Annotated in this window: 20 protein-coding genes; 12 read left to right on the top strand and 8 right to left on the bottom strand. The window is 60.1% G+C overall.

Annotation, left to right across the window (positions count from 1 at the left end; all coding sequences use genetic code 11):
- Positions 1-30: 30 nt before the first annotated feature.
- The 8 genes from AC6IZO_RS16660 to AC6IZO_RS16625 all read right to left on the bottom strand — a co-directional run bounded on the left by AC6IZO_RS16660 (position 31) and on the right by AC6IZO_RS16625 (position 12,119).
- Positions 31-3,234: a DNA polymerase III subunit alpha gene (locus AC6IZO_RS16660; RefSeq protein WP_497806658.1), complete on the bottom strand. Its 3,204-nt coding sequence runs from the start codon at positions 3,232-3,234 to the stop codon at positions 31-33.
- 8 nt (positions 3,235-3,242) lie between these two features.
- The gene (locus AC6IZO_RS16655; RefSeq protein ID WP_497806656.1) at positions 3,243-4,844 is read right to left on the bottom strand and encodes a DNA polymerase Y family protein; all 1,602 of its coding nucleotides are present in this window, start codon (positions 4,842-4,844) and stop codon (positions 3,243-3,245) included.
- Positions 4,845-4,847: 3 nt separating this feature from the next.
- The gene (locus AC6IZO_RS16650; RefSeq protein ID WP_497806654.1) at positions 4,848-5,891 is read right to left on the bottom strand and encodes an ImuA'/RecA-like NTPase; all 1,044 of its coding nucleotides are present in this window, start codon (positions 5,889-5,891) and stop codon (positions 4,848-4,850) included.
- 327 nt (positions 5,892-6,218) lie between these two features.
- Positions 6,219-7,199, bottom strand: a complete 981-nt coding sequence (locus tag AC6IZO_RS16645) for a hypothetical protein (RefSeq protein WP_497806652.1) — start codon at positions 7,197-7,199, stop codon at positions 6,219-6,221.
- Position 7,200: 1 nt separating this feature from the next.
- Positions 7,201-8,301, bottom strand: coding sequence for a hypothetical protein (locus AC6IZO_RS16640; protein WP_497806650.1), 1,101 nt, complete (start codon positions 8,299-8,301; stop codon positions 7,201-7,203).
- Between the two features lie 78 nt (positions 8,302-8,379).
- Positions 8,380-10,659 (bottom strand): nSTAND3 domain-containing NTPase, encoded by a 2,280-nt coding sequence (locus AC6IZO_RS16635; protein WP_497806648.1) that lies wholly within the window; start codon positions 10,657-10,659, stop codon positions 8,380-8,382.
- A gap of 490 nt (positions 10,660-11,149) precedes the next feature.
- A complete protein-coding gene (locus tag AC6IZO_RS16630; protein ID WP_497806645.1) occupies positions 11,150-11,605 on the bottom strand; it encodes a hypothetical protein in 456 nt (151 codons plus the stop codon).
- On the bottom strand, positions 11,571-12,119 hold the full coding sequence (locus tag AC6IZO_RS16625) for a nucleotidyltransferase domain-containing protein (protein WP_497806643.1): 549 nt from the start codon (positions 12,117-12,119) through the stop codon (positions 11,571-11,573). Before AC6IZO_RS16625 ends, AC6IZO_RS16630 begins: the two co-directional genes overlap by 35 nt.
- 186 nt (positions 12,120-12,305) lie before the next feature.
- Between AC6IZO_RS16625 and AC6IZO_RS16620 the strand changes: the two genes are divergently transcribed.
- The 12 genes from AC6IZO_RS16620 (at position 12,306) to AC6IZO_RS16565 (ending at position 22,353) form a co-directional block, all read left to right on the top strand.
- Positions 12,306-12,731 carry a TrbC/VirB2 family protein gene (locus tag AC6IZO_RS16620; RefSeq protein ID WP_497806641.1) on the top strand — a complete coding sequence of 142 codons (426 nt, stop codon included), beginning with the start codon at positions 12,306-12,308 and terminating at the stop codon, positions 12,729-12,731.
- A gap of 36 nt (positions 12,732-12,767) precedes the next feature.
- The gene (locus AC6IZO_RS16615) at positions 12,768-13,076 is read left to right on the top strand and encodes a VirB3 family type IV secretion system protein (RefSeq protein ID WP_497806639.1); all 309 of its coding nucleotides are present in this window, start codon (positions 12,768-12,770) and stop codon (positions 13,074-13,076) included.
- A complete protein-coding gene (locus AC6IZO_RS16610) occupies positions 13,063-15,531 on the top strand; it encodes a VirB4 family type IV secretion system protein (protein WP_497806637.1) in 2,469 nt (822 codons plus the stop codon). The genes AC6IZO_RS16615 and AC6IZO_RS16610 overlap by 14 nt, the downstream gene beginning before the upstream one ends.
- On the top strand, positions 15,528-16,280 hold the full coding sequence (locus tag AC6IZO_RS16605; RefSeq protein ID WP_497806635.1) for a TrbG/VirB9 family P-type conjugative transfer protein: 753 nt from the start codon (positions 15,528-15,530) through the stop codon (positions 16,278-16,280). Before AC6IZO_RS16610 ends, AC6IZO_RS16605 begins: the two co-directional genes overlap by 4 nt.
- 2 nt (positions 16,281-16,282) lie before the next feature.
- A complete protein-coding gene (locus tag AC6IZO_RS16600) occupies positions 16,283-17,488 on the top strand; it encodes a TraB/TrbI/VirB10 family type IV secretion system protein (RefSeq protein WP_497806633.1) in 1,206 nt (401 codons plus the stop codon).
- A 184-nt stretch (positions 17,489-17,672) separates the two neighbouring features.
- Positions 17,673-18,506, top strand: coding sequence for a hypothetical protein (locus AC6IZO_RS16595; RefSeq protein ID WP_497806631.1), 834 nt, complete (start codon positions 17,673-17,675; stop codon positions 18,504-18,506).
- Positions 18,507-18,510: 4 nt separating this feature from the next.
- On the top strand, positions 18,511-19,332 hold the full coding sequence (locus AC6IZO_RS16590; RefSeq protein ID WP_497806629.1) for a type IV secretion system protein: 822 nt from the start codon (positions 18,511-18,513) through the stop codon (positions 19,330-19,332).
- A gap of 6 nt (positions 19,333-19,338) precedes the next feature.
- On the top strand, positions 19,339-20,016 hold the full coding sequence (locus tag AC6IZO_RS16585) for a VirB8/TrbF family protein (protein WP_497806627.1): 678 nt from the start codon (positions 19,339-19,341) through the stop codon (positions 20,014-20,016).
- A 300-nt stretch (positions 20,017-20,316) separates the two neighbouring features.
- The gene (locus tag AC6IZO_RS16580) at positions 20,317-20,676 is read left to right on the top strand and encodes a single-stranded DNA-binding protein (RefSeq protein ID WP_497806625.1); all 360 of its coding nucleotides are present in this window, start codon (positions 20,317-20,319) and stop codon (positions 20,674-20,676) included.
- 87 nt (positions 20,677-20,763) lie between these two features.
- On the top strand, positions 20,764-21,060 hold the full coding sequence (locus AC6IZO_RS16575) for a hypothetical protein (RefSeq protein WP_497806623.1): 297 nt from the start codon (positions 20,764-20,766) through the stop codon (positions 21,058-21,060).
- 67 nt (positions 21,061-21,127) lie between these two features.
- Positions 21,128-21,331, top strand: a complete 204-nt coding sequence (locus AC6IZO_RS16570) for a hypothetical protein (protein ID WP_497806621.1) — start codon at positions 21,128-21,130, stop codon at positions 21,329-21,331.
- On the top strand, positions 21,331-22,353 hold the full coding sequence (locus tag AC6IZO_RS16565; protein WP_497806619.1) for a hypothetical protein: 1,023 nt from the start codon (positions 21,331-21,333) through the stop codon (positions 22,351-22,353). Before AC6IZO_RS16570 ends, AC6IZO_RS16565 begins: the two co-directional genes overlap by 1 nt.
- Position 22,354: the final 1 nt, after the last annotated feature.

The following is a 22,354-nucleotide window of genomic DNA, read 5'->3' as shown; positions in this document are numbered from 1 at the left end:
GAGCAAGTGCCTGACTCCGGTGATGTAGATTTAGTGAAAGTCATGCGAGCGCACATCGGCCTGGCTGACCGCGAGCGGCTGCACCCTGTGAACCTTGAGTGAGATGACGTTGTCCTGGTTCTGCAACTCACCTTCGAGCAGCAGGAACTTCTCATACACCACCGTTTGCTTGAACTGCTCATAAACCGCAGGCGTGAGGATGGCGTTGGCGATGCCGGTTTCATCCTCAAGGCTGAGGAAGACGAAGCCCTTGGCCGTGCCGGGGCGCTGGCGCGCGATCACCGCTCCAGCAATACGCGTGGAGCGTCCGTTGCGCAGCGCCGCAAGTTCTCCAGCGGCGGTGATACCCATGCGGCGCAGTTGCTCGCGATGGTAGGCCATGGGATGGCGTCCGACGGTGAGGCCGGTGCCGGAGTAGTCGGCGACCAGACGCTCTTCGAGCGACATTTGCAGCAGCGGCGACGACGCCTCCTGCTCCGGAAGATGTTCGAGCAGCGGCCCAGCGGGACGGCCCGCGTACTCCACCTGCCAAAGGGCGTCGCGGCGGTGCACCACATCGCCCAGCGAGTTGAGCGCGCCGATCTTCGCCAGCAACTCCAGGTCGCTCTTGTGCAACTCCGGCACGCGCAGGGCAAGCTCCTGAATGGAAGCGAATGGCAGCAACTCGCGCATGGCAACCATTGCCAGCGCAGCCTCCTGCCGCAAACCGCGCGCGTAGTTCAGCCCCAAGCGAAGTGCAAAACGATGCTCGCTAGCGGGCTCTGCCTCCAGCGTGCATGGCCAGCCGGAGTGCGCCACGTCGACGGGCAGTACACGCAGGCCGTGGCGCTGTGCGTCTTTCACAATGGTTGCCGCCGAGTAGAAGCCCATGGGCTGGTTGTTGAGCAGTGCCGAAGTGAAGGCCGCCAGGTAGTTGCACTTGAGGTAGGCGCTGGCATAGGCGATGAGCGCGAAGCTGGCGGCGTGTGACTCCGGGAAGCCGTAGAGCGCGAACGACGAGATGGACTGCACGATCTGGTCCTGCACTCCGGGCGCAATGCCGTTGGCAGTCATGCCGCGGCGCAGCTTGCCGTCAAGGTCCTTCATGCGCGCCATCGAGCGCCGCATCCCCACGGCGCGGCGTAGTTCTTCGGCCTCGCCGCCCGTGAAGTTGGCGACGATCATCGCCATGCGGATGAGCTGCTCCTGAAAGAGCGGGATGCCGAGCGTGCGCTTCAGCACCGGCTCCAGCAGCGGGTGATAGTAGGTCACCGGCTCGCGTCCGCTGCGGCGGCGCATGTAGGGCGTCATCATGTTGCCGACGATGGGGCCGGGGCGGATGATGGCCACCTGCACCACAAGGTCGTAAAAACAGCGCGGACAGTTGCGCGGCAGCGCCGCCATCTGCGCGCGGCTCTCCACCTGGAACATACCGACCGTGTCGGCCTTTTGCAATGCGCGATAGGTTGGCGGATCGTTTGGTGGAAGCTGCGCAAGGTCGAGAGGCACACCGTAGTGCGGCGGAATCGTGTCGAGGCACTCCTTAAGCACGGCCATCATGCCCAGCCCCAGCAGGTCCACCTTGATGATCTTCATGTCGGCGCAGTCTTCCTTGTCCCACTGGATGACCGTGCGCCCCGGCATGGACGCGGGCTCGATGGGCACAACTTCGTTCAGGCGTCCGCCGCAGATGACCATGCCGCCCGAGTGCTGCCCGAGATGGCGCGGCAGGTCTTCGATGCGCTGGCACAGCTCAATGTACTTTGCGATGCGGCGGTGCTGAATGTCGAAGCCCGCGTCGTGGAAGTTCCGCCCAAGCGTTTCCTCCTTGTCCTTCCACTCCCAGGCGTTCACCAGCCGCGTCAGGCGGGCGAGCGTTTCGCTGTCAAAGCCCAGCACCTTGCCCACGTCGCGCGCGGCCGAGCGTCCCCGATAGGTGATGACGTTGGCGGTCATGGCCGCGCCAAGCTCGCCATAGCGTTGGTACACGTATTGGATCGCCTGCTCGCGCTGCGTGCCGCTAGCAAGGTCGAGGTCGATGTCCGGCCACTCGCCACGCTCCTCGCTGAGAAAGCGCTCGAAGAGCAGATCCATGCCGACCGGGTCGATGGCCGTGATGCCGAGCGCGTAGCAGACAACGCTGTTGGCGGCCGAGCCGCGCCCCTGCACCAGAATGCCGTTGCGGCCGCAGAACTGCACGATGTCCCACACGATGAGGAAGTAGCCCGCAAGGCCGAGCTTCCGGATCAGCGTCAGTTCGCGCTGTGCCTGCTTCTGCGCGCGTGCGAACAGCTTGTCATCACGCTTGGGCAGGTAGCGGTTGCGGATGCCTTCTTCAGTGCGTTTCTCCAGAAACGACTGCATCGTTTCGCCCTCGCCGACCGGGTAGTCCGGAAAGCGATAGCCGAGGTCGTCCATGGCGTAGGTCAGCCGTGCGGAGAGTTCGGCGGTGTTGGCTACGGCCCGCGGCAGATCGCGAAACAACTGCTCCATCTCGCGCGCCGTGCGCAGGTGCCGCTCGGAGTTCACGCCGAGCAGGCGGCCTGCCGTCTCCAGCGTGCAATGGTTGCGGATGCAGGTGACAACGTCGCAGACTTCGCGCTCATAGGCCGTGGCGTAGCGCACGCCGTTGGTGGCCACGAGCGGCAGGTGCAGCGACTCCGCAATGCGCACCGCCGCCTGGTTGCGCGCCTCTTCCTCGCGCTCGTAGTGCCGCTGCAATTCTACGTAAACGTTGCGCGCGCCGAAGATGTGCGTGAGTTGTTCGATGGTGCGCAGGGCTTCTTCATACCCTTCGCGTGCCAGCGTCGAGGCCAGCGGACCTTCGTCGCCGCCGGTCAGGCACACAAGGCCCTCCGCGTGTTCCTCAACCTCGCGCAGCAGCGCCGCGCCCTCCACCTTGTGCGGCTCGCGCAGCTTCATCCGCGTAATGAGGCGTGAGAGATTGCGGTAGCCCTGTTGTGTCTCCGCCAGCAACGCCAGCCGCGCGGGTTCAACGGGCACGCGGTGCGGCAGATACGCGGGCGGACGCAGCCGCTCGCCGAGGTCGCGCACGGCAATCTCCGCGCCAATGTGCGCCCGCAGTCCGGCGCGTTTGGCCGCCATGTGGAAGCGTGGCGCGCCGTACAGGCCGTTGCGATCAAGCAGGGCCATCGCCGGAAACTGCAACTCGGCGGCGCGGGCCATCAGCAGCTCCGGCAGGGATGCCCCTTCCAGAAAACTGAAGGCCGAACGCGCATGAAGCTCAACGTACATCGCAACCTCTAGTCGTAGATGCCGATCAGGTACCAGCAACGCGCGCCGGGCTCGAAAGCCAGGCGCAGGCAGCGGCGCGGCTGCTCGCCCAGCACCACGTCCCACTCCTCGCGGCTCCACGAAGTTTGATGAACTCCAGCCGCAGGCGTTGGCGGGTACGCGGCAACCGATGCCGCTCCGGCCACAGGTGCCCACCACGCGCCGTCGGTACGCCATGGGCCGGAGGCGCAGAGAACGCGTAGACGACGGCCCTCGTAGTAGAGCGCTTCCGGCACCTGATTGCGCAGCTCCACGTGCATTGCACGCGGAGGCCGCAGTATACGCAGGGGCGCGCGCCGCGTCGCAGCCTGCTCGCAGTGAGGTGCGGCACTCGCCAATTGCATCTCGAAGACGCTCATGCGGAAGTCTTCCGGCGCGTGTGTGTCGAGCAACTCGGGCGCGCCCACGCGCTCCTCTCCCACCAGCTTGCGCAAGCGCGCCAGCAGAATCTCCATGCGCCCGGCCTCCGGTGACTGCGCGGCGAACAGTCCGTGTTGCGCCACCTGCGCGGGCCCGGGTTGGGCCGTCATGCGCAGGGCAATCACCGCCGCCTCCGGCGGATGCAGCTCCAAATCGAGTTGAATCAGCTTGAGCAGCGTCAGCCGTTCGCGCTCCGGCAGAGTAGGCCGCACAGTGCGGCGGTGCTCGCGCCGCGCACCACCTTCTCCTCGCTCCGTGCTTGGCCCGTCGAGCACCAGCACGGTCTCCACCTCGGCCAGCACCAGCGCGCGCTCGTCGGCGCGGCGTAACAGCGCTTCCAGCATCTGGCTGATGAGAAACAGCAGCGGCTCCAGCACCTCCACCGGATGCTCAAGCTCAATGCTCTCGGTGAGTGGCGCATCCGGCGGCGCTTCCTGTGGCACCAGCAGCGGCCGGTGTTCGCCGCGCGCCTGGCGTTGCAGCAGCACCCCGGGCTCGCCCATGCGAGCGGCCAGCGCCCGTGGTGGAAGCTCCGCCAACTGGCCCAGCGTGCGGATGCCCCACTCGGAAAGACTCTGCGCGTTCTCCGGCGCGGGCTCTAACACGGAGATCGGCAGTGGTGCCAGCGTTGCCGACTCGCTTCCTGCGGCAATCACCGTGATGCCCTCGCGGCCACGAGCAGCCAGCAGCGACACGGACGAGCGTTGCGAGCAGGCAATGCTGGCCAGGAGTTGCAGCTCCGCCATGCGCTGCGCAAGCTGCCGCGCAATCGCCTCCGGCGTGCCGAACAGCCGCTCGCTGCCCGCCAAGTCGAGCATCAGCGTGGCCCCGCATCGCGCTTCCTCCGGCGCAGCAATGGACTCCACGCGCGGCGAGAAACGCTGCGCGCACTGCATCAGTTCCACAAATGTTGTGTCTTCCCGCTGGCGGTCACGCCGCAGCAGTGTGAGTCCGAACGAGGCAGCCTGCACGCGGCTCATGCCCGGCTCCGCGCCCAGCCGCTGTGCCTGCGGCGAGAGTGAAAACACCGTCTCCAGCGGTGGCGCGCCGCTGAGAACGGCGATGGCCTGCCCATGCAGCGTGGTGCGGTGCGTGAGCGCCTGCGCGGCAAACTCGCGCAAATGCAGACAGAGATACAGCGGCTGCGGCATGGCTCATCCCAGCCTCACGGTGCGGCTGCTCCACTGCACGCTTGTGGAGGCCACAGACTTTTTGCCCGTGAAGTCCCGCGCACGGCTGCGCGCAACCTCCACACGGTAGCGCAGCCCGGTCAGCAGTTGCGGAGAGTGCTCGGCGGCCCTCTGCCACTGCGCTCCACCGGTGGCACAGCGCAGCGAAACCGCCGCGCAACTGTTCGCGCACGGCACCTGCGTAAGCAGCAGAAACAGCGTGCGCGCTTGTGCCGCTTGCAGGCGGAAGCGGTACCAGGTCGCCAGCGGTACGCGCCGCGCCTGCTCCGGCGGCACGTCGCCCATGTCGAGCACAATGGCGCGGAAGCCGCCGGCGGCCAGCAGCAGGTCAGTGGCACGCAACGCCTGGTCGAGCCGCGTCCACAGGCTCTTTCGTTCCGCGCGTGCGGGCTTCATCGGTTGTTGTGTTGTTTCACCGGCTGCAACCGGCGTGTAACTCACGCGCTCCAGCGACGGACGCGGAAGTGATTCCGAGCAGCGCGGCGTGTAGTCTTCGCGCGGTTCTCGCGTGGCGTGGAACAGCGTCTCCACCGCGCGGTCCAACCCCAGCACTTCCTGGCGCGGATGCCGCCATGCAAACGTCGTCGCCTTTGGCTTCTCCGGAGCTGGCACGGCCACAGGGAAGGGAGAGGACCCTGCGGCCGCAACAGCTTCACCGGTTTCCGCCTCGCCGGCGCGCACCCACAGCAAACGCCTCAGGTCCACACCCAGCGCCGACGCCGAGGCAGGGTTCAAAGCATCGGAGGCATCCACCCACGCGCAGCATCCATCCTGCGCGGTCACGCGGGACAGCGCGGAGAGCGCCAGCGTGGTGCGTCCTGAAGACGGCGCGCCCGAAAGCTCGCTGATCGCCCCCACGGGCAGTCCGCCACCAAGCGCGCCATCCACCTCCGGCACGCTACAAGCCAGCAGCTCCGGAGCATCCTGAACACGGGGCGAAAGCGCTGCCGGAAAGCGCACGGCGAGCGCCGATTCCAACTGCTTCCGAAGCTGCGCCGCGCTGCCCATATTCGCCTTTTGTTCGCCTAATCAAAATAGCGACCCACGGGCCGGTTGTCAAACCTAAACTCAGGTGCTTTATTTCTCTATGAGATGGGTGGGGGGGGGGGGACGATACTGATCGTACAGTCGCCATAGACATCCTTCTGGATGAGTGACTTGCCCTGAATGCAACAATTGAGAACCGAACTCTGAACACGGGCCAATTTGATGGGAGCTATTCCCAGCTTGCTGGTCAGATTCTTGCTTGGCTTGTTTTTTCGCCACTCGCTTGCGGATCTTCGCCTGTCGCACCTCATGGCTTGATGGCACGCCTAGGTAGTTGCCAGCACAGTCTCAGGCGCGCGCTGGCAACAGTGTAAGCAAGTCTCTCAGGTCAGTACACGTAGTGGTTCCATACTTTTCGGCAAGGCCCGTTTCTTGGATCGCCCTTTTCCAAAATCGCTCAACCACAATATAGTTGCAATACGGAATCGCCAGCGCAAGGTGGGCAACATCCCGGAGATCATTTGGATGGAGACGCTTCGTCCATTGACGATCGCGATACAAAGTGAGTTCGCAGTCTACGTCTAGCGACGGCACGCGGGCCCAGAAATCAGAGAGTCGGTCGATCCCGAGCGCGGCAAAGTCACCGAGAGTTTTGCCCATTTTATGCAAATCGGCTTGGATTTGTTCTTGATGCTCAATCGTATATCCCGCATGCTGTGCGCGGCGGTGCATGACAGTAGCATATGGCTGGCGAATACGCCGGAGTGTTTCAGCAGCGTCTATCCCTTGCGCGCCTATCTCAGAAATCCGCTCATTTTGATGCTGGCGGTTACTTTCAGTGTTTCTGGTTAGCAGATCAAAAAGCGCTCCGGGCTGGGCCGCCAACTGACTCAGACTCTGAAAGTCGAGATTTACAAGCACTTTTCGCAATGCTTCGCGGCCACTCGATCCTACGCCAAAGAAGAATCCCCGGCCGAAGGTATTTATCGGCCCTGCATTAGCGAAACCAAATGTGTGCGCCAATGCCTGTGAAATTTCGGCCAGAACGATATCTTGCCAGGCGGCAAAGAACCAGCCGCAAGAATACAGTTCAAAAACTTTTGCCAACCGCTCGCGACTCCCCCTCTCTCCTCTGCGCAAGTGTTCGATAAGGTGAATGGTGTTGAGTGGTAGCCTGACTTCGTCCTGTTCAACCCTTGTGAGGAGTTCTCTAGCGACGCCCCTATGATTCAGCTTGTGTGGCTTGCCCCAGAAATCTTGCGCAAGGTAGATCCAATGGTTCTGGTCGAGAAAAACGTAGATGGGTTTTGATTTGTCGTTGGATTGCAACTTAAGTCCTCGAAAGTACTTGCAACTCAAGAGCCGCAATCAAGTTAGATTTATGCTCTGCCAAATCCATCTGTGGATGTTTGATCGCTCGCGCCGGATCTTCACTGCAGGCGATTAACTTGGCGTAGTGCTCGTACGCGAAGCTGCCCAGCAGGTCACGCAGCTGTGATACGACGCTCCCTTCGCCAACTTCCGGACGATCCAAGAGACTCCGTGCCACGCTGCGCAAAGCATTGTCACACGAGCACAGCACGTACAAGCGCTTCTCGCGGTCTTGAGCTTTTACCCTCTGGAGCCACTCGGTGACATAAGTCAGGTCCCACGCGGCGTTCCGGAGCCCCCTCAGCGCCAAATCCCGCTCCGAACTCCGCAAGTGTTTTAGAATTCCTCTCGGAGCAGCGCGTGAGAAGCAGATGGCAGCGAATGCGATCGCCGGTGCGCTGAAGTACCAATTCTTGTACGCCCAATTTAGAAAGCGGACCATTCGCTGGTTCATCCGCCCGCCTTCCAGCTCGACTAATCCGATCTTCAGGATGAGGGGATAGACAAATGAATATAACCTGAGTCGCCCGCTTAGCGCTGCGAGGTCTAAACCGTGCGCTATGGGACTCAGCGGTGATAAAAGCTTGGAACTCCGACCGAGCGCAATTTCGACGAACGCAGGCGGATCATGGTTGTCAGCAGCACGGAAGAGCTCCAAATCATCACTGGCACGATTCATCGCTTGCGTGGCAACGCCCTCATATAGAGCAATATTAGGCTCAATCTCTATGCCCGCGCATTGCGCGAAGGCCAGAACGGCGGCAGGAACAACATGTTCTTTCGTCGCCACTGCGCCATTAGCAAGATCGACGATGCGCCCAAAGACATTTCGGTCGATCATCATCTGAACACGCGTGTCGTATACCACAGCCTGTTCATGGTATAGAGCAACTGAGTACTCATCTTCCCACGGAAACGACGTACTGAAAGGCGCAGCGTCACGCAGCATCTCCTCTAACTGCCGGAGGTCGGACAGGGAAATAGGGAGCTGCAGGAGAAGCATGCTATCGAGTTCTTCTTTGTTTGGCACCAAGCGCTCGTGCACTAAATGGGATTTCATTGCCGTGCTCCGAAACGTGCGAAAACCGCAAGATGACTGCGGTCAGATCCAGAACTCCATCAGGTTCATGCAGCTATTTCAGTCATCGACATCTTCGAAAATGCTTCTTTCGCTATGGATCTCGTCCACTGTTTGCACCTGCCCAAGCGTTCGTCTCTGCCTACTATCCCCATCGTCTGGCGAATGCTCCTCAATCCACTCACGAGCGCGCCCACTCTCCCTTTGAACTATTTTCATGGCTGCGGCGTCATTGCTAAAGAGCTTCTTTAAAGTCTCAAAAGAATCGAGAAGCGGCTGCATGTGATCTTCAGGGGATTCATCGGAACTACGGGTCCGTTGCAAAGAGTCGCGCACTTCATCGAGCCGTGGCAGGAGCTCCTCTCGGACGCTCTGCAACAATCCATCAAACTCACCATCTTCAAACAACCGCCGAATGTCAGCGTCCTCCAAAGCGTAAAGATCTTCGCCTTCTATCGCGTATTGGCTAACGGTACGAATGAATAGCTTCCTTTTCTTCTCCGGCAGAAGACCGAATTCGTGCAGGCGGATCGCCAAGTCTACTTCCGGCACTGCGTTCAGCAAAAGGCCTGGTTCAGACACGACCTTCAAAATATCCGGATTGTTCGTAACATAGAAAGAGAGAAAATCCTTCGAGCAGCGACGTGCCAGAAAACCTTGCAGGCTGCGCCTCACGCTCCATGCTGCCAGCCATTCCGCCTTGTACTTCGATGTCGTCGAAAAATCGCTTAGCCGCCGAAGCATAAGTGGAAACAGGCTTTTAGGAATTACAACAGCGTTCTCGATTCCGACATCACCGCAGGTGACCTGCCCGATCAGTTTTTCAGTTGTGCTGCCTTGGACGTAGATTCCCAGCAGCTCGGGATTCCGAACTAGCAGCGCAGCGTATGCATCGCCGATGGTCGGATGCTTAAATCGCCAAATGGACTCTCCCCTCGTATATGTGTGCTGTACAAGGCTACCGTTGAGCGCGTCAAGGGCCGTAACGCAACCGCCGAGATCACTGCCAAGCCGCTCAATCGCCTCAGTCTCCGACTTTTGAAGTTCGACAGGACTCTCCAGCGCGTCATCCCGCATGTAAATGAGGGCTAAGGCTGCCTTGCTATGGTTGTCAAGTCCTTGCAGGACTTCTTGCAGAAACTGCTCCCGTTTCTCTACAAACTGGCCAAGATGGTACTCGTCAATACTCAAGCCTGATGTGAAGAGCGGATCTGAGAGCCGTCTAGCCATTTCCGGAACGAAACGGCTGTTCGTGGCAACAGACTCCAAATATTGCTTAACCTCTGTCCGGAAAGCCGTCGGTTGCCGTCCGAGTTTGACGTGGTTGTAAAGTATGTGCCGCTTCTCGTCATCTGTGAGGTCGTGGACATCGATGACAACTTTGCTTTCTCGAAGTAGCGGGAATGCACCCTCCTTCAGGTCTTTTCGTGCCCGGTTGTAGATATAGTCGCGGGATGTCATCACAATTTTGTTCCCTTTCCGAAGCATCGTCCGGATTTGGGGCAGAATGTGGTTCCAGCCGTGGACCAAGTAGGCTTCGTACTGTGTCACACCGAAGGCATCATCGACCCAGAAGAACTGGGACGATTCTTCAGGATTCCAGTGGTCAACTACTTTCCCAGGATCGTCAAGCTTGAGAGTAGACGCGCCCCACTGATCGAGGGCCGCCATGGCCAACAATGAGGCTATTGTCGTTTTTCCGGCAGCGGGTTCTCCGATCAGCAGCACAAACCCATGCTTGTCGAGCGCTCTGGCAGCCTTGCGGTAGGCGCCGGTAACAACAATCTTTGAGAGATCTTCCCGGAGCGATGCGAGGAGCGCCCGGGCCTGAGAATATGCACGCTCATCAAGGATCTGGCTGAGATCACCGAGCCCGTACACGCGAGGCACCAACATCCGCAGCCGTTTGCTCTCGTGAATCTGCTCGGAGATCCAGGTTGCCCCAAAGATCAAAACATGCTTGACCCCCACTCCCAGGAAAAGGTCTTCGATCTCCTTGCTGCGCCTGCCAGACACTCCAGCATTCGTAAGCAAGACATAGCAATCGCACCGCCCCGCCTTGACGAGACGTGCAGCCTTGCCCACTTCGTCGCTCACATCAGAGGCACGGAGAGTATAGTTACCCTTACTGCTGAATTTGCACTGAATGACAAAACGCCCGCTGAGATTCTCATTCCCCTTTGAATTCCATCGTCCCGCGAAGGCGCCGTCTCTACCGCCGTCGTTCGAATCAAGGAACGATTCGACCGTTTGGCCGAGGATTTCTCGGGCGACTGTGAGGCATAGCTGTTGAAAACTGTGCCAGCCAAGCTTGTGCAACTCATACATTGCATTGTCCATTGCATTTCCGAGTAGCTCGTCCTAGCGTAGGACATGAGTGCGGCGGGGGCAAGCTTCACATCAGCTTTTGCTACGAAGCACTAAAGTTATTGGCATGCCCGCCAATGGCGGGTGACACGGCGATGCCTATGCAGCTCTCTTTCTCCGATACAACCAAGCCGAAAACATCCATTCTGGCTAGCTTCGCGTATCCTTCCACTTCAGACTGCCGCCGGTGTACGCCGCTACACGGCTCGGACGGGAGCTTCGGATAGCGCCGGTTTCGTGCCAAACAGAACCCCGCTTTGGCACTCATCGCGCCCCACTCGCACCCTGCCATCCTCCGGAGTTCTCCGTTCCGTCCCTTCCATCGTTCCGTTTGTATTTGTCCGCTATCGCGGATGTGAAGAACAAGGACAGCCGGCAACGGCAAAATGTCGATCAATGACAAATCGCCGAGTCACTCTCCGACAAGGATTGCTCCCCTGAAGTCGGCATGCATTCAGGAAACTCATCTCTTTTCAGGTCGTTTTGATTCAACCCTAGCCACGGGTGTTCCGTGAAGCCTCATGCGGATGTCTTCGGCGACCGTTGGCAGATACGCTTCCGCTGCCCGAACGGCCTCTTCCGCCTCCACTTCACCGATGAGCGCGATGTCGTAAAAGGCGTCGTTGCGCTTGCGGCGCATCCGGTCGAAGAGGTCGAAGGTGGGCGCAAGCGTTGGATCAAGGTGTTTCTGGGCGAACTCAAGAATGGCGATGTGATGGCCGAGCTGCACTCGTGGACGCTGCCCGTAGCTTAACATCAGGGCCAGCGATGCCTTTATGACGGCTTGATAGGCTGTCTGGTAGGAGGTTTCTTCATCAATCGCGAGGTTCTTCCGAGCCGCAACAGCCTTCTTTTCTGCATCGGCCAGGAATTGATTGACTTGCTTAGGATCGATCTTTTGTTTCTTGGTCGTCGCCATTCTGAATCAATCCAATCCGCTTGCCGCTCCAAATATCGGTAACAAAGGGGTCGCGCCGGGCGAGCCGCCGTTTCAACTCACCGGAAGTGAAGACAGTGTAGCTGACTTCTCGGTGCAACACCTTCTCGGCTTTGCGAACCTCGCGCGAGAGTAGCGCCTGGTCGGGCTGACCCACGATCAGCAGGTCGATATCGCTGGCAGCGTCTGCCTCGCCTTTGGCGAAGGAGCCGAAAATCCACGCCGAACTAATTCCGCTAACCGGCTCAAGCGCCCGCTTGAGGGTAGGCTCAATGCCCACCGAGCCCTGAAGCAGAGCAAAGACCGGCTTCAGGAAAGGATAGGCCCGGTTGATGCTGTAGTAGAGCTGCCGCCCCTCTGTCTCCGCCTGCAAAAAGCCATCGTGCGCCAACCGAGCCAGCTCTCGGGAGAGGTTGGTTGAGTCCACATCAAGGGCGACAGCAAGTTGACGTACATAGACTCGCGCCTCCCGGTTCATATAGAAGAACGTCAGCACCTTGCGCCGTAGCTCGGAACGAAGAGATAGCATCGCAGTAGTAGTATACTGCAAATGCAGTAAATAATTACTGCAAAACTCCATCGAGCCAACCGGCGTTACTCAGCGCAGCCCAGTTCCGCCCTCGGGGTAATCTCCCTGTCCCCTTTCTGCTCGCTACCCCATGGTGCAACTAGCGGTTAGCTGATGGCTGGAAAGTTCGTCTTTTTGACGGAAGAACTTTCCGTCGGACGACCACAAATCCCTTCTATCTTCGCCTCTGAAATTCCTCCGGGGCGTTGCCTCGGAAATTCCACACCGAGGTGCAAGATGTTCGTTCGATTCAAGCCAACTTGGCCGTGCCTGCGCAGGCTAACCCTTCCCCCACTCGTTCTTTTGGCCTCACTCCCTCTGCACGCCCAGAGCGACCCCTGGGAAAACGCGGTCAACGTCTTGAAGACGGCCTTCACAGGAACTATCGCCACAGGACTGAGCTTGGTGGCCATCGTCGTCGGCGGACTGATGTTCGCCTACGGCGAGGGGCAGTCGAAGCGGATGCTGGCCGGAATTGTCTTCGGCGTCGGCATGGCCATCGGCGCGGTGAACTTCATGTCCTGGCTCTTTCCCACGTAGCGAGCACACACAACGACACACGCGGAGGAGGCGGCGATGGCGGCGGGCGCGTCACGAGTGAACAAGGTCTACAAGACGATGAACCGCCCTCTGACCATCCTGGGGGCGGAGCGAAGGTTGTTCTTCGTCGCCCTCATCTCAGGCGGGGCGGTCTTCTCGGTGATGCACTCGCTAGTGGGCGGCATTGGGCTGTTTGTCGTCGGGGTGATCGTCGCCCGCATTGCCACCAAGCACGATGTGGAGATTCTTCGCGTGCTGTTCAACTCCGGCAAGTTCCGACGCCGCTACGACCCGATGAAGCCGGGACTGGCAAAGATCACGGTGAGACGCAATGTTCAGAACTAGCAACATCACGAAGGACTGGAAAGAGGCTGGCTCGTTCGCCGCCCAGATCAACCTCTTCGGCTTCTGGGACGAACATACGTTTCTGACCAAATCAGGCGACCTCGGCTGCGCACTGCGGATCGGCGGCGTCGATTACGAAAGCCTCGACCATTCCGGACGTGACTATGCCGTCAAGCGTCTGGAGGCAGCGTTCCGATCGCTGGATGAGACTACGCGGCTCTACCAGATCCTGTTCAAGCGCAACTATCCGGAAATCCAGCACGCCAGCTATGACAACCCACTCGTGCGGGCGACGGTCGAGCAGCGCGCGGCCTTCCTCCAGTCGAAATCCGAGCGGCTGTATTCGATTGAGATTTTCTGGGTGGTGATGATTGATGGCAACTACGCCAGGAGCGGCGTGCTGCATGCGCTGGCGCAGCTCCCCAAAAAGCCCTTGGCATCGCTCGGCGAGTTACATGCGCTGTTTTCGAGCGGACAGGAGAGAACACTCATTTATGAGCAGATCGAACGTGACCGCGAGCGGCTGCGACAAAAGGTACAGAGCTTGAGTGGGCAGCTTAGCGACCTCACCGAGGTCGAGCTGCTAGGGGCGGAGGAGACCTTCCGGCTTGTCCGGCGTCTCGTGAACCTCCGCCCCGCCAAAATCCAATCGGCGCCACTCGTGGGCGCGCGCCATCTTGACTGGCAGGTCTGCGATTCGGAGCTGGAAGCGCACTGCGGCTACCTGCAACTCGATGACGACTACGTGCGCGTTCTGACCTTGAAGGAACTACCCGCCGAGACCCGGCCGCTGCTGCTGGCCGGTCTGCTCGACGTACCAGCGAACTTCCATGTGGTCACCGAGTGGCACCCCGTGGACAACGAACGGGCGCGCAAAGAGATTGCCGCGCGCCGCCGGCATCACCATAACTCGAAGACCAGCTTCGTATCGAATCTCCAAGATAAGCAAAACGTTGGGCCGCATGACGAGCTGGTCGACGACTCGAAGGAGGCGGCGATTGCCGAGCTGGGCAGCGCGCTGACGGCGCTGGGCATGGAGGGCAAGAATTTCGGCGAGTTCACACTCTCCGTAGTCATCTACCACCAGGAGCGTGCCAAGGTCGATCAGGCAGTGGCCGAATTTCAGAAGCTCTTCACCCAGAACGACGGGCTTCTATATGAAGAACGCTACAACCTGCTTAATGCGTTCTTTGCCACCGTGCCCGGCAACCGGCAGTTCAATCTGCGCAAGCAGTGGGCGCTGAACTCGAACTACGCCGACCTGAGCTTCCTGTTCACCCTGGAAACGGGACGGCGATGGAACGACCATCTGGAGCGGGAGTACCTGGCGGTGCTGGAATCGACACACGGCACGCCCTACTACCTGAATCTTCATTCCGGCGACGTGGCGCACACGCTCTTACTTGGCGCTACAGGCAGCGGCAAGAGCTTCACCCTGTCGTTCCTTTTGCAGTCGCTGCAGAAGTACGAGCCTCTGACCTTCATCTTCGACCTTGGCGGGAGCTACGAGGCGTTGACACGGGTCTTCGGCGGTAGCTACCTGAACGTCGGCCTGAAGAACCCGGGCTTTTCGATCAACCCGTTTTCGCTCGACCCGACGCCAGAGAACCTGAACTTTCTCTTTCTGTTTCTTCGGGTGTTGATCGAAGGCGGAGGCCGTTACGAGCTGACGACGGCCGACGAGAAGACCCTGTTCACGGCCATCGAGCGCGTCTACAAGCTGCCGCGTGAGATTCGGACGCTGACGAACTTCGCTTCGATCCTTGGCCCACTTGGTGAGCGGTTGCACCGCTGGACCGAGGCCGGTCAGTTCGGGCACCTCTTCGACAACGTTGAGGACACGCTCTCCTTTGCGCGCTTCCAGACCTTCAACTTCGATGGCTGGTCGGAGTATCCAGACGTGCTGGAGCCTCTGCTCTTCTATGTCCTGCAGAGGGCATCGTCGGAGATCGAACGCGCGGAGAACACCCGCACCTTCAAGGCCTTTGTGATCGACGAGGCGTGGATCTTCCTCAAGAACAAGACGATTCGCGATTGGATCACCCGGGCAGAGAAGACCTGGCGTAAGAAGAATGCCGCGATGATCCTGGCCACACAGTCGCTGGTCGAGCTGGCAGCTTCGGACATGTTGAACATCGTCAACGAGTCCTGCCCGACGCGGATTTTCCTCGCCAATCCCAATATCGACCGCCGGCTGTACAGCGAGGTCTTCCAGCTCAACGACACGCAGATGGAGCTGCTGGAGTCACTGGTCCCGAAGCGCGAGCTTTTGATCATGCAGCCGGGTGTGACGAAGAAGCTGGTCCTTGAGGTCGATGCCCTGACCTACTGGATTGCCACCAACAACGCAAAGGACAACCTGCGCAAGCAGGAGTATTTCGCCAAATACGGCGCGGAGCAGGGACTGTTGCGCCTGGCCCAGGACTATCCCAACCCAACGAAAGGTGACCAATGAAGAACCACGTGATTCTCTCGCTTACGCTGCTGCTCGCCACCGCGGGCAGCTTCGCCCAACAGAGCGCACGCATCGTGAAGTACCACACCAACGACATCGTCGCGGTGAAGGCGAAGATGCGCTACACAACGCTCATCCAGCTTCCACCGACGGAGAAGATTCTGGAAGTCGCGAGCGGCGACAAGGACTTCTGGATCGTTGACACCGTTGGTAGCTACTGCTTTCTCCATCCGGCGAAGGCGGGCATTCATTCGAACCTCAACCTGATTACCGACAAGGGCTCGGTTTACTCCTTCACCCTGGACGAAGTGGAATCGACTGAACCCGACCTGAAGGTCGTCATCGAGCCCTCGGACGAATCTTCTCTAGCTGTGGCAACTGGGGCGCCGAAGCTCGTGCCTGCCGGTGAAGTGGAAGCCTCCCGCTCACAGGCGCAGATGGCGCAAAGCCGCGCCACGCAGGCGGTCGAGCGATTCCGCTCGGAGTATCCCACGCGCGGGCTGAAGTTCGATTACGCCTTCCGCAACGAGAAGCCGTTTGAGGTGTCAGCGATTTATCACGACGACCGCTTCACCTACATCAAGTCCACGGCCACGGAGAAATTCTCTGTCTATGAGGTGAAGGACGGCAAGCCTGACCTCATCAGCTTTCAGTTGAAGTACGGCACGTACATCCTGCCCACGGTAGTCGATCACGGATATCTGGAGATCGGCAAGCATCGTCTGGAGTTTCATCGGAAGGGAGAGTAGCAATGCCGAACCAGGAAGAGAAACAACCAACCGAAGTGCAGGACGAGACACCGGCATCTGCGCCTTCCACGGTCCGTGACCGTCGCGTGCAGCCCGAGGGGGCTTTACCCAAGCAGGCACAGGGATACGTCATCGCCGGACTCGCCGTGCTGATCCTGCTGGCGGTGATGTTCTCGAAGAACCATCAGAAGCCAGCAACGAAAGAGGCACCGGCAGCGCCTGTGGCTGTGTCGGACGCAGCCAACCAGCGCAAGATTCGTGAGTTGGAGCAGGACCTCAACGCCCACCAGCGCCAGGTGCAGCAGGCGCAGAAGAATGCCGCAACTTCCGCTCCCACGAGCGCTGTATCGCAACAGTCGCCAGCGCCTGTCGCAGCACAACTGCAACCGGTGGCAACGGCGGAGCACCAGCGCGACCTGGTGGCGGACGCCGAGCGCGAGATTGCCTTCAAAGCACGCTTTGCCTCTAACCTGATCGGCCCGAACAGTGCCGCAGACCGTCCGTCTGCGGTATCGGCGGAACACTCCGGGGCCACTGAAACACGAACTGCCAATGCATTGCAATCAGCCCAGGCGGCTTCGACTGCCGCTCCGGAGGTCAACGTCAATGCCGCTCACGGCCAGCCCTACGTGGTCTTTGAGGGCACGACCATCGACACCGTGTTGGCGAACCGGCTGGATGGCGAGTTCGCCGGGCCGGTCAAGGTCATGGTCACCAATCCCGTATACAGCCGGGACCGGCAGCATGTGCTGATCCCCGAGGGCTCGTTCATCCTTGGCGACGTGCAGAAGGTCTCCGGCCTGGGCCAGAAGCGGCTGGCCGTGACCTTCCATCGTCTGCTGATGCCTGACGGCTACTCGGTCGATCTCGACCAGTTCCACGGTCTCGATCAGATCGGTGACTCCGGGCTTAAAGACAAGGTCAACAACCACTATCTTCAGATCTTCGGCATCTCCATCGCTCTTGGCGTGATTGCCGGGGCTGCCGAGAACACAAACAGCAACGCTGGCTACAACGAGTCCGGCAGCGAAGCCTATAAGTCCGGCGTGGCGTCGAGCCTGTCGCAGTCAAGTGCCAACGTCCTTAACCGCTTCATCAACATTCCACCCACGATCACGATTCGCGAGGGGCACCGCGTCAAGGTATACATCACCCAGGACATGCTCCTGCCGGCCTACGAGAACCATGCGGTTCCGGGTGATATCTGATGGCCCGCATTCTCCTGCTGCTCATCGCCTGCCTGTTGCTCGTAGGCTGTAGTGCTCCGCCCCCGGCGCCGAAGCCCTCTGCGGCCCACCCGCAGGTGAATGGCGAGCAGCGACTGCGTGATTCGCTCGCGCACACATCCCATTCGAAACACAAACGCTAGAAATCGCGAAAGGAGCATGAACGATGAACTACCGGAAGATTTGCTGCCTCATTTTCCTCGCGGCGGTCATGACCGCCAGCCAGAGTTCCTTTGCGCAGTGGGCGGTCTTCGATTCCACTAACTACGCCAACGCCGTCAAGGAATTCAAACAACTTCAGCAGATGTACACCACGGCCACCCAGACGCGTGACCAGATCATCAGCGCCTACAATCTGGCCTATCAGATGTCGCGGATGCCGCAGAATCTCGCGGCCCGTTACAAATCCACCTTCTCGCAGTGGACGACGCTATCGGCTCCGAACAGCTACGGTACGACCTCAGCGTGGGTCAATGCCCTGAACATCGGCGGCTCGTCTTCGGCCTCTGCGGCCTATAACAGCTCCATTGTGCAGTTGCTGAAGTACCCGGCCGGCAGCTACAGCTCGCTCGATTCCTCGACGCAGGCAACGATTGCCAACCAGTACGCCACCTCGGAGCTGGCGCAGGGAACGACCACGAGTACGCTTTCCACCTTGGGCTCGATTCGCTCAAACTCGCAGGCATTCTCGCTGAAACTCTCGAATCTTGAGGCGGACACTTATTCGACCGACTCTGCTCAACAGACCTCGAACGCCCTGCTCGGCAAGATCAACTCGGCAACGTTGCTGCAGATTCATTCGCAGCAGGACACCAACCAGATCCTTGCCGCCTCGGTGCAGCAGCAGCTTGTGGTGCAAAAGCAGCAGATCGATGCCCAGAACCGGGCCATCAACAACGCGATCTACTTCCAGCAGAACTTCCCGGCGCTCACGCAGAAGACGGCAACCGGAGTGAGCGATTCGGTGCACTCCATCTCGCTCAGCATCAACGGAAGGTGACGAGATGGGACAGAATCCATTCACCTATCTCGCGCAAGCGATTTCGCAGCTGCTTGCGACGAACAGCGCGGCCATCGAGTCCACGGGACTAAACATGTTCCGTGGGTTCGCGGTCATCCTGATCGTCTGGCTTGGCGTGAAGTCGGCATTGTCCGCCAGCCAGGGACACGGTGGCGGCTTCCACTTCGTCAAGTTCGCCGACCTGCTGCTGGTGATCTCCTTCGGGCTGGGAATGCTGACTTATTATTCGTCGGCGATTCCCGGCACCAGCTACAGCTTCAGCGACCTGATCACCCAGGAGGCGCTGCATCTGTCGGCGCAGATCGAGTCGAACCAGACGCAGGCGATTGCCGATGCCATCACCAGCGCCGAAGAACAGCTCGGCTCGCCGCCGGGTATATTCAGCTTCCACGAGGAGCTGACCTTTCTGGTGGTTACCCTGACGTTGGCCGCGACCCAGGCCGTAGCGTTTGCGGTTGTCGCCTACGGGTATGTGGCCGCGGCCGTCTGCGTTCTGCTGGGACCGATCTTCATTCCGTTCTTCATCGTGCCCAAACTCGACTTCCTCTTCTGGGGATGGCTGAAGGCCTTTCTCGGTTTCAGCTTCTATCAGGTCGTGGCTTCGGCCTTCATCTTCATCTTCTCGAAGGTGCTGCTCGCGATGCTCGCGGTGATCGGTCCGATCACTCTCTCGAACGCCTTCACGCTGCTGCCGGCGCTGTTTGTGACGCTCGCGGTCTGCGTCTTTGGCCTTCTCAAGATTCCCGAGCTGACGGCGTCGATCTTCGGCGGCCGCTCCGGCTCCTGGGTGAGTCCATTGGGGTAAATACATATGACACATGAACCACTGCCCGCTACCGAAGCTGCTCACAAATTTCTCGAACTCTACGCCGAGCCCGTGGTGACGAACACCTATCTGAAGGTTGCAATCCTGGTGCTGGCCATCGTCGCCCTGGTCTCGCTCTTCCTGCTCTTCCGCGCCCAGACGGCGGCGACGCATCTCAAGCCACTCGTTGTCTCGATTTCGGACGCCGGACGCGGCGAGGTCATGAACTACGCCGACTTCTCAAAAGTCCCGGTCGAGCGGGTCAGCAAATACTATCTTGCCCGCTGGGCGAGCCTCTACTACGCGCGGAATCACTCGACGCTACATCGAGATTTCTCCGAGTCGCTGAGCTTCTTCTCCAATGAATTGCAGTCGGCGACCTTGTCGCGGGTCAACAAGGCGAAGACGCTCGAAAGCTTCCTGCTCGATCCCGGCACGGCAAACGTGGACATCGAGATCAAGGCCGTCGTGCTGGAGGATACGCGGCAGGCTCCGTACCGTGCCCACGTTGAATTCGAGAAGGTCTTCCACTCACCCGGCGACCAGGAGGAGCAGCGCCGTGAGCGCTGGACGGCAAACATCGTCTACGCCTTCCGCGACGAGGTGCCCAACCAGATGTTGCTCACCAATCCGCTTGGTCTCGTTATCAGCTATGTCCACGAGGACCAGGCTTTCGGGAACTGACGATGAACGCCGCTGTGGAGTCTGGACTGCTCTTTGCTGTGCACTTGGCCCGGATATTTCGAAATGACGGTGCCATTCCTCCAGCTTGTGTCCTGTCACTCTCTCGGTCACCCGCTCGGTGCTCAACCTGCGCCCGGCGTCGGCGGGTCTTCGGTTTTCCGGACTCCTCCCCCACGGCATGGCGCGGGTCCCCGCTCCAGTAAACCTGCCCCTTGCCTTGGGAGCAGGGCACACTTCGCTCGCTTCGCGCAATGGGTGTCCCGAGTGAGATTCGGGCCAAACCAAACGGAGGAAAAGATCATGGCACTCTACGAAAACAACATCCAGCTCAAGGGCTTCGTCGGCAAAGACGCCCAGACCAAGCCAACCGCCAACGGCAACACCTTCGCCGTATTCTCGCTGGCCACCCAGTCGAGCTACTACGACAAGCAGAACGAAGATTGGGTCTCGACCACCGAGTGGCACCACATCGTTGCCTTCGGAAAAGTGGCCGAGTTCGCCAAGCCGCTCCTGAAGGGCGACTACGTCGAGGTCACCGGCGAACTGCGCAGCTCGGAGTACGAATCCGATGGTAAGAAGCTCCGCCGCTGGGAAGTCCGCGCCGACGTGGTCCACAAGCTCGAACATCCGGTTCCGCCGGCGGCCGAATCCGCCGCCTAACCCGCTCACCCTCTCGTTGCGGAGAGCCCAGGCTCTCCGCCATTTGCTTTGACATTGGTCGCGCTCGTTACGGAAGGAGAATGCCGGATGCTCGCCAACGCCGTCTTCGTCGCCACGCTGATCTTCCTCGCCCTGATCGTCTGGCTCAGCGGTGAGTTGCGCTTCCTTACCCCATGGCGCCCGTTGATCTTCCACAGCTACCTGAAGGCCATCGCCATCTACTGCGCGATGCTCTTCGCCAACATCCTCGGTGTCGCCATCTGGATCGAACGCAAGTTCTTCCTCCGCGACACCGGCCGCAAACTCAAACACCTTGACCAGGAGATACACAGTGGACACTCGGAGCTCTCAGAAGAGATCACCGCGCGATTCGGAAAAGACTAAAGCCGACTCATCGGAAACGCAGGTCCCTAAGCGGCCCAGGCCCCGAAGCGAAGACGAAGAGCCTTACATGGACTACTCCATGGACCATGTTGCGCGCGTGCGCCGGGCTCGCGAGGCAGCGCAGCGTCAGATGGAGTCTTTCGGCGACGCCTCCGAGTACGACATCACGATTATCCATGGAGAACTCAAGCCAGAGCCGCCCGTTCCGCCGACGCAGCCAGCACTCGACTTTGAAGATGGCGGTTCAGATCAGCACGAGGAGAAAGACTGATGCGGCTCGAAATCCCCGACGAAATTCCGCGGCGGCGAACCTCCGAGGACCGCCGTCCGTCGCCGCCACCGGAGCCATCACCGATCGAGCAGCGCCTGGACCAGTTGGCAGAGATGAGGGCCAACCGGCGCGTGCTCAACCTGCCACGTCCGCCGAAAGATCGGGAGCGCACTCCGCAGCCTGTGCGCGATGCCCGTGAACCGGATCGCTGGCACGACCAAGCGCAGCCGGTGGAGCGCCGCGAGCGGCGCAACCTGATTCCGCCGCAGGAGATTGGTTTGTCACTACGCCCAGAAGAGGTCCGGTCGCTTGCCGACATCGGACGCTTTCGCGTTGTCGCCACAAGCGACCTAGCCGAGAGAGTCTATGGCGGGGAGCATTCCCGGCTTCAGCGCGATCTTCGATTTCTTGCGCAGCGCGGGTTGGTTGAAGTCAACACCGTCAACGGCCGCCGTGATGGCCGTGGAGGGCGGGTTGAGCGGATTGAGGTCGTCACGTTGACCAGAGAGGGGCTGCAAGTCGCGCAGCACACCGCAGGGCTGCCGCAGGATCAAAAGCTCTACTCCGGGCTGGTCAAGCCGCGAGAGGTCGAACATGATGCACAGATTTACCGCGCGTGGCAAAAGGAAATCGAGCGTATTAAGCACAAGGGCGGCGTGAATCTCCGGGTGAAGCTCGACTTTGAACTGAAGTCCGAAGTGCAGAAGGCGATCTACGCCGCTCGCCGCGCAGAGCCAGAACGTGAAATGGGCGAGATCAAACAAGAGGTCGCCCAGCGCTTCGATCTCCCGTTTGTGAATGATGGTATTCAGATCCCCGACGCCCGCATTGAGTACGACCTCGCCCAGGGCGGTGGTGGCCACGAGGACATCGAAGTCCTGACCGCCGCCTACCGCCCTGGCCATCTCCGTGCTAAGGCCCAGGCAGGATTTCGCGTCTACGCCTCGGCCGCCGACCGCGCCTCGCTCACCGCGAAGTTTGAAGACGACCACCGCTTGATGGAAGCAATCTTGGAGCTTTGAC

This window comes from Oryzophilus luti (genome assembly GCF_059726245.1).
This window is presented reverse-complemented; position numbering and strand designations above follow the sequence as displayed.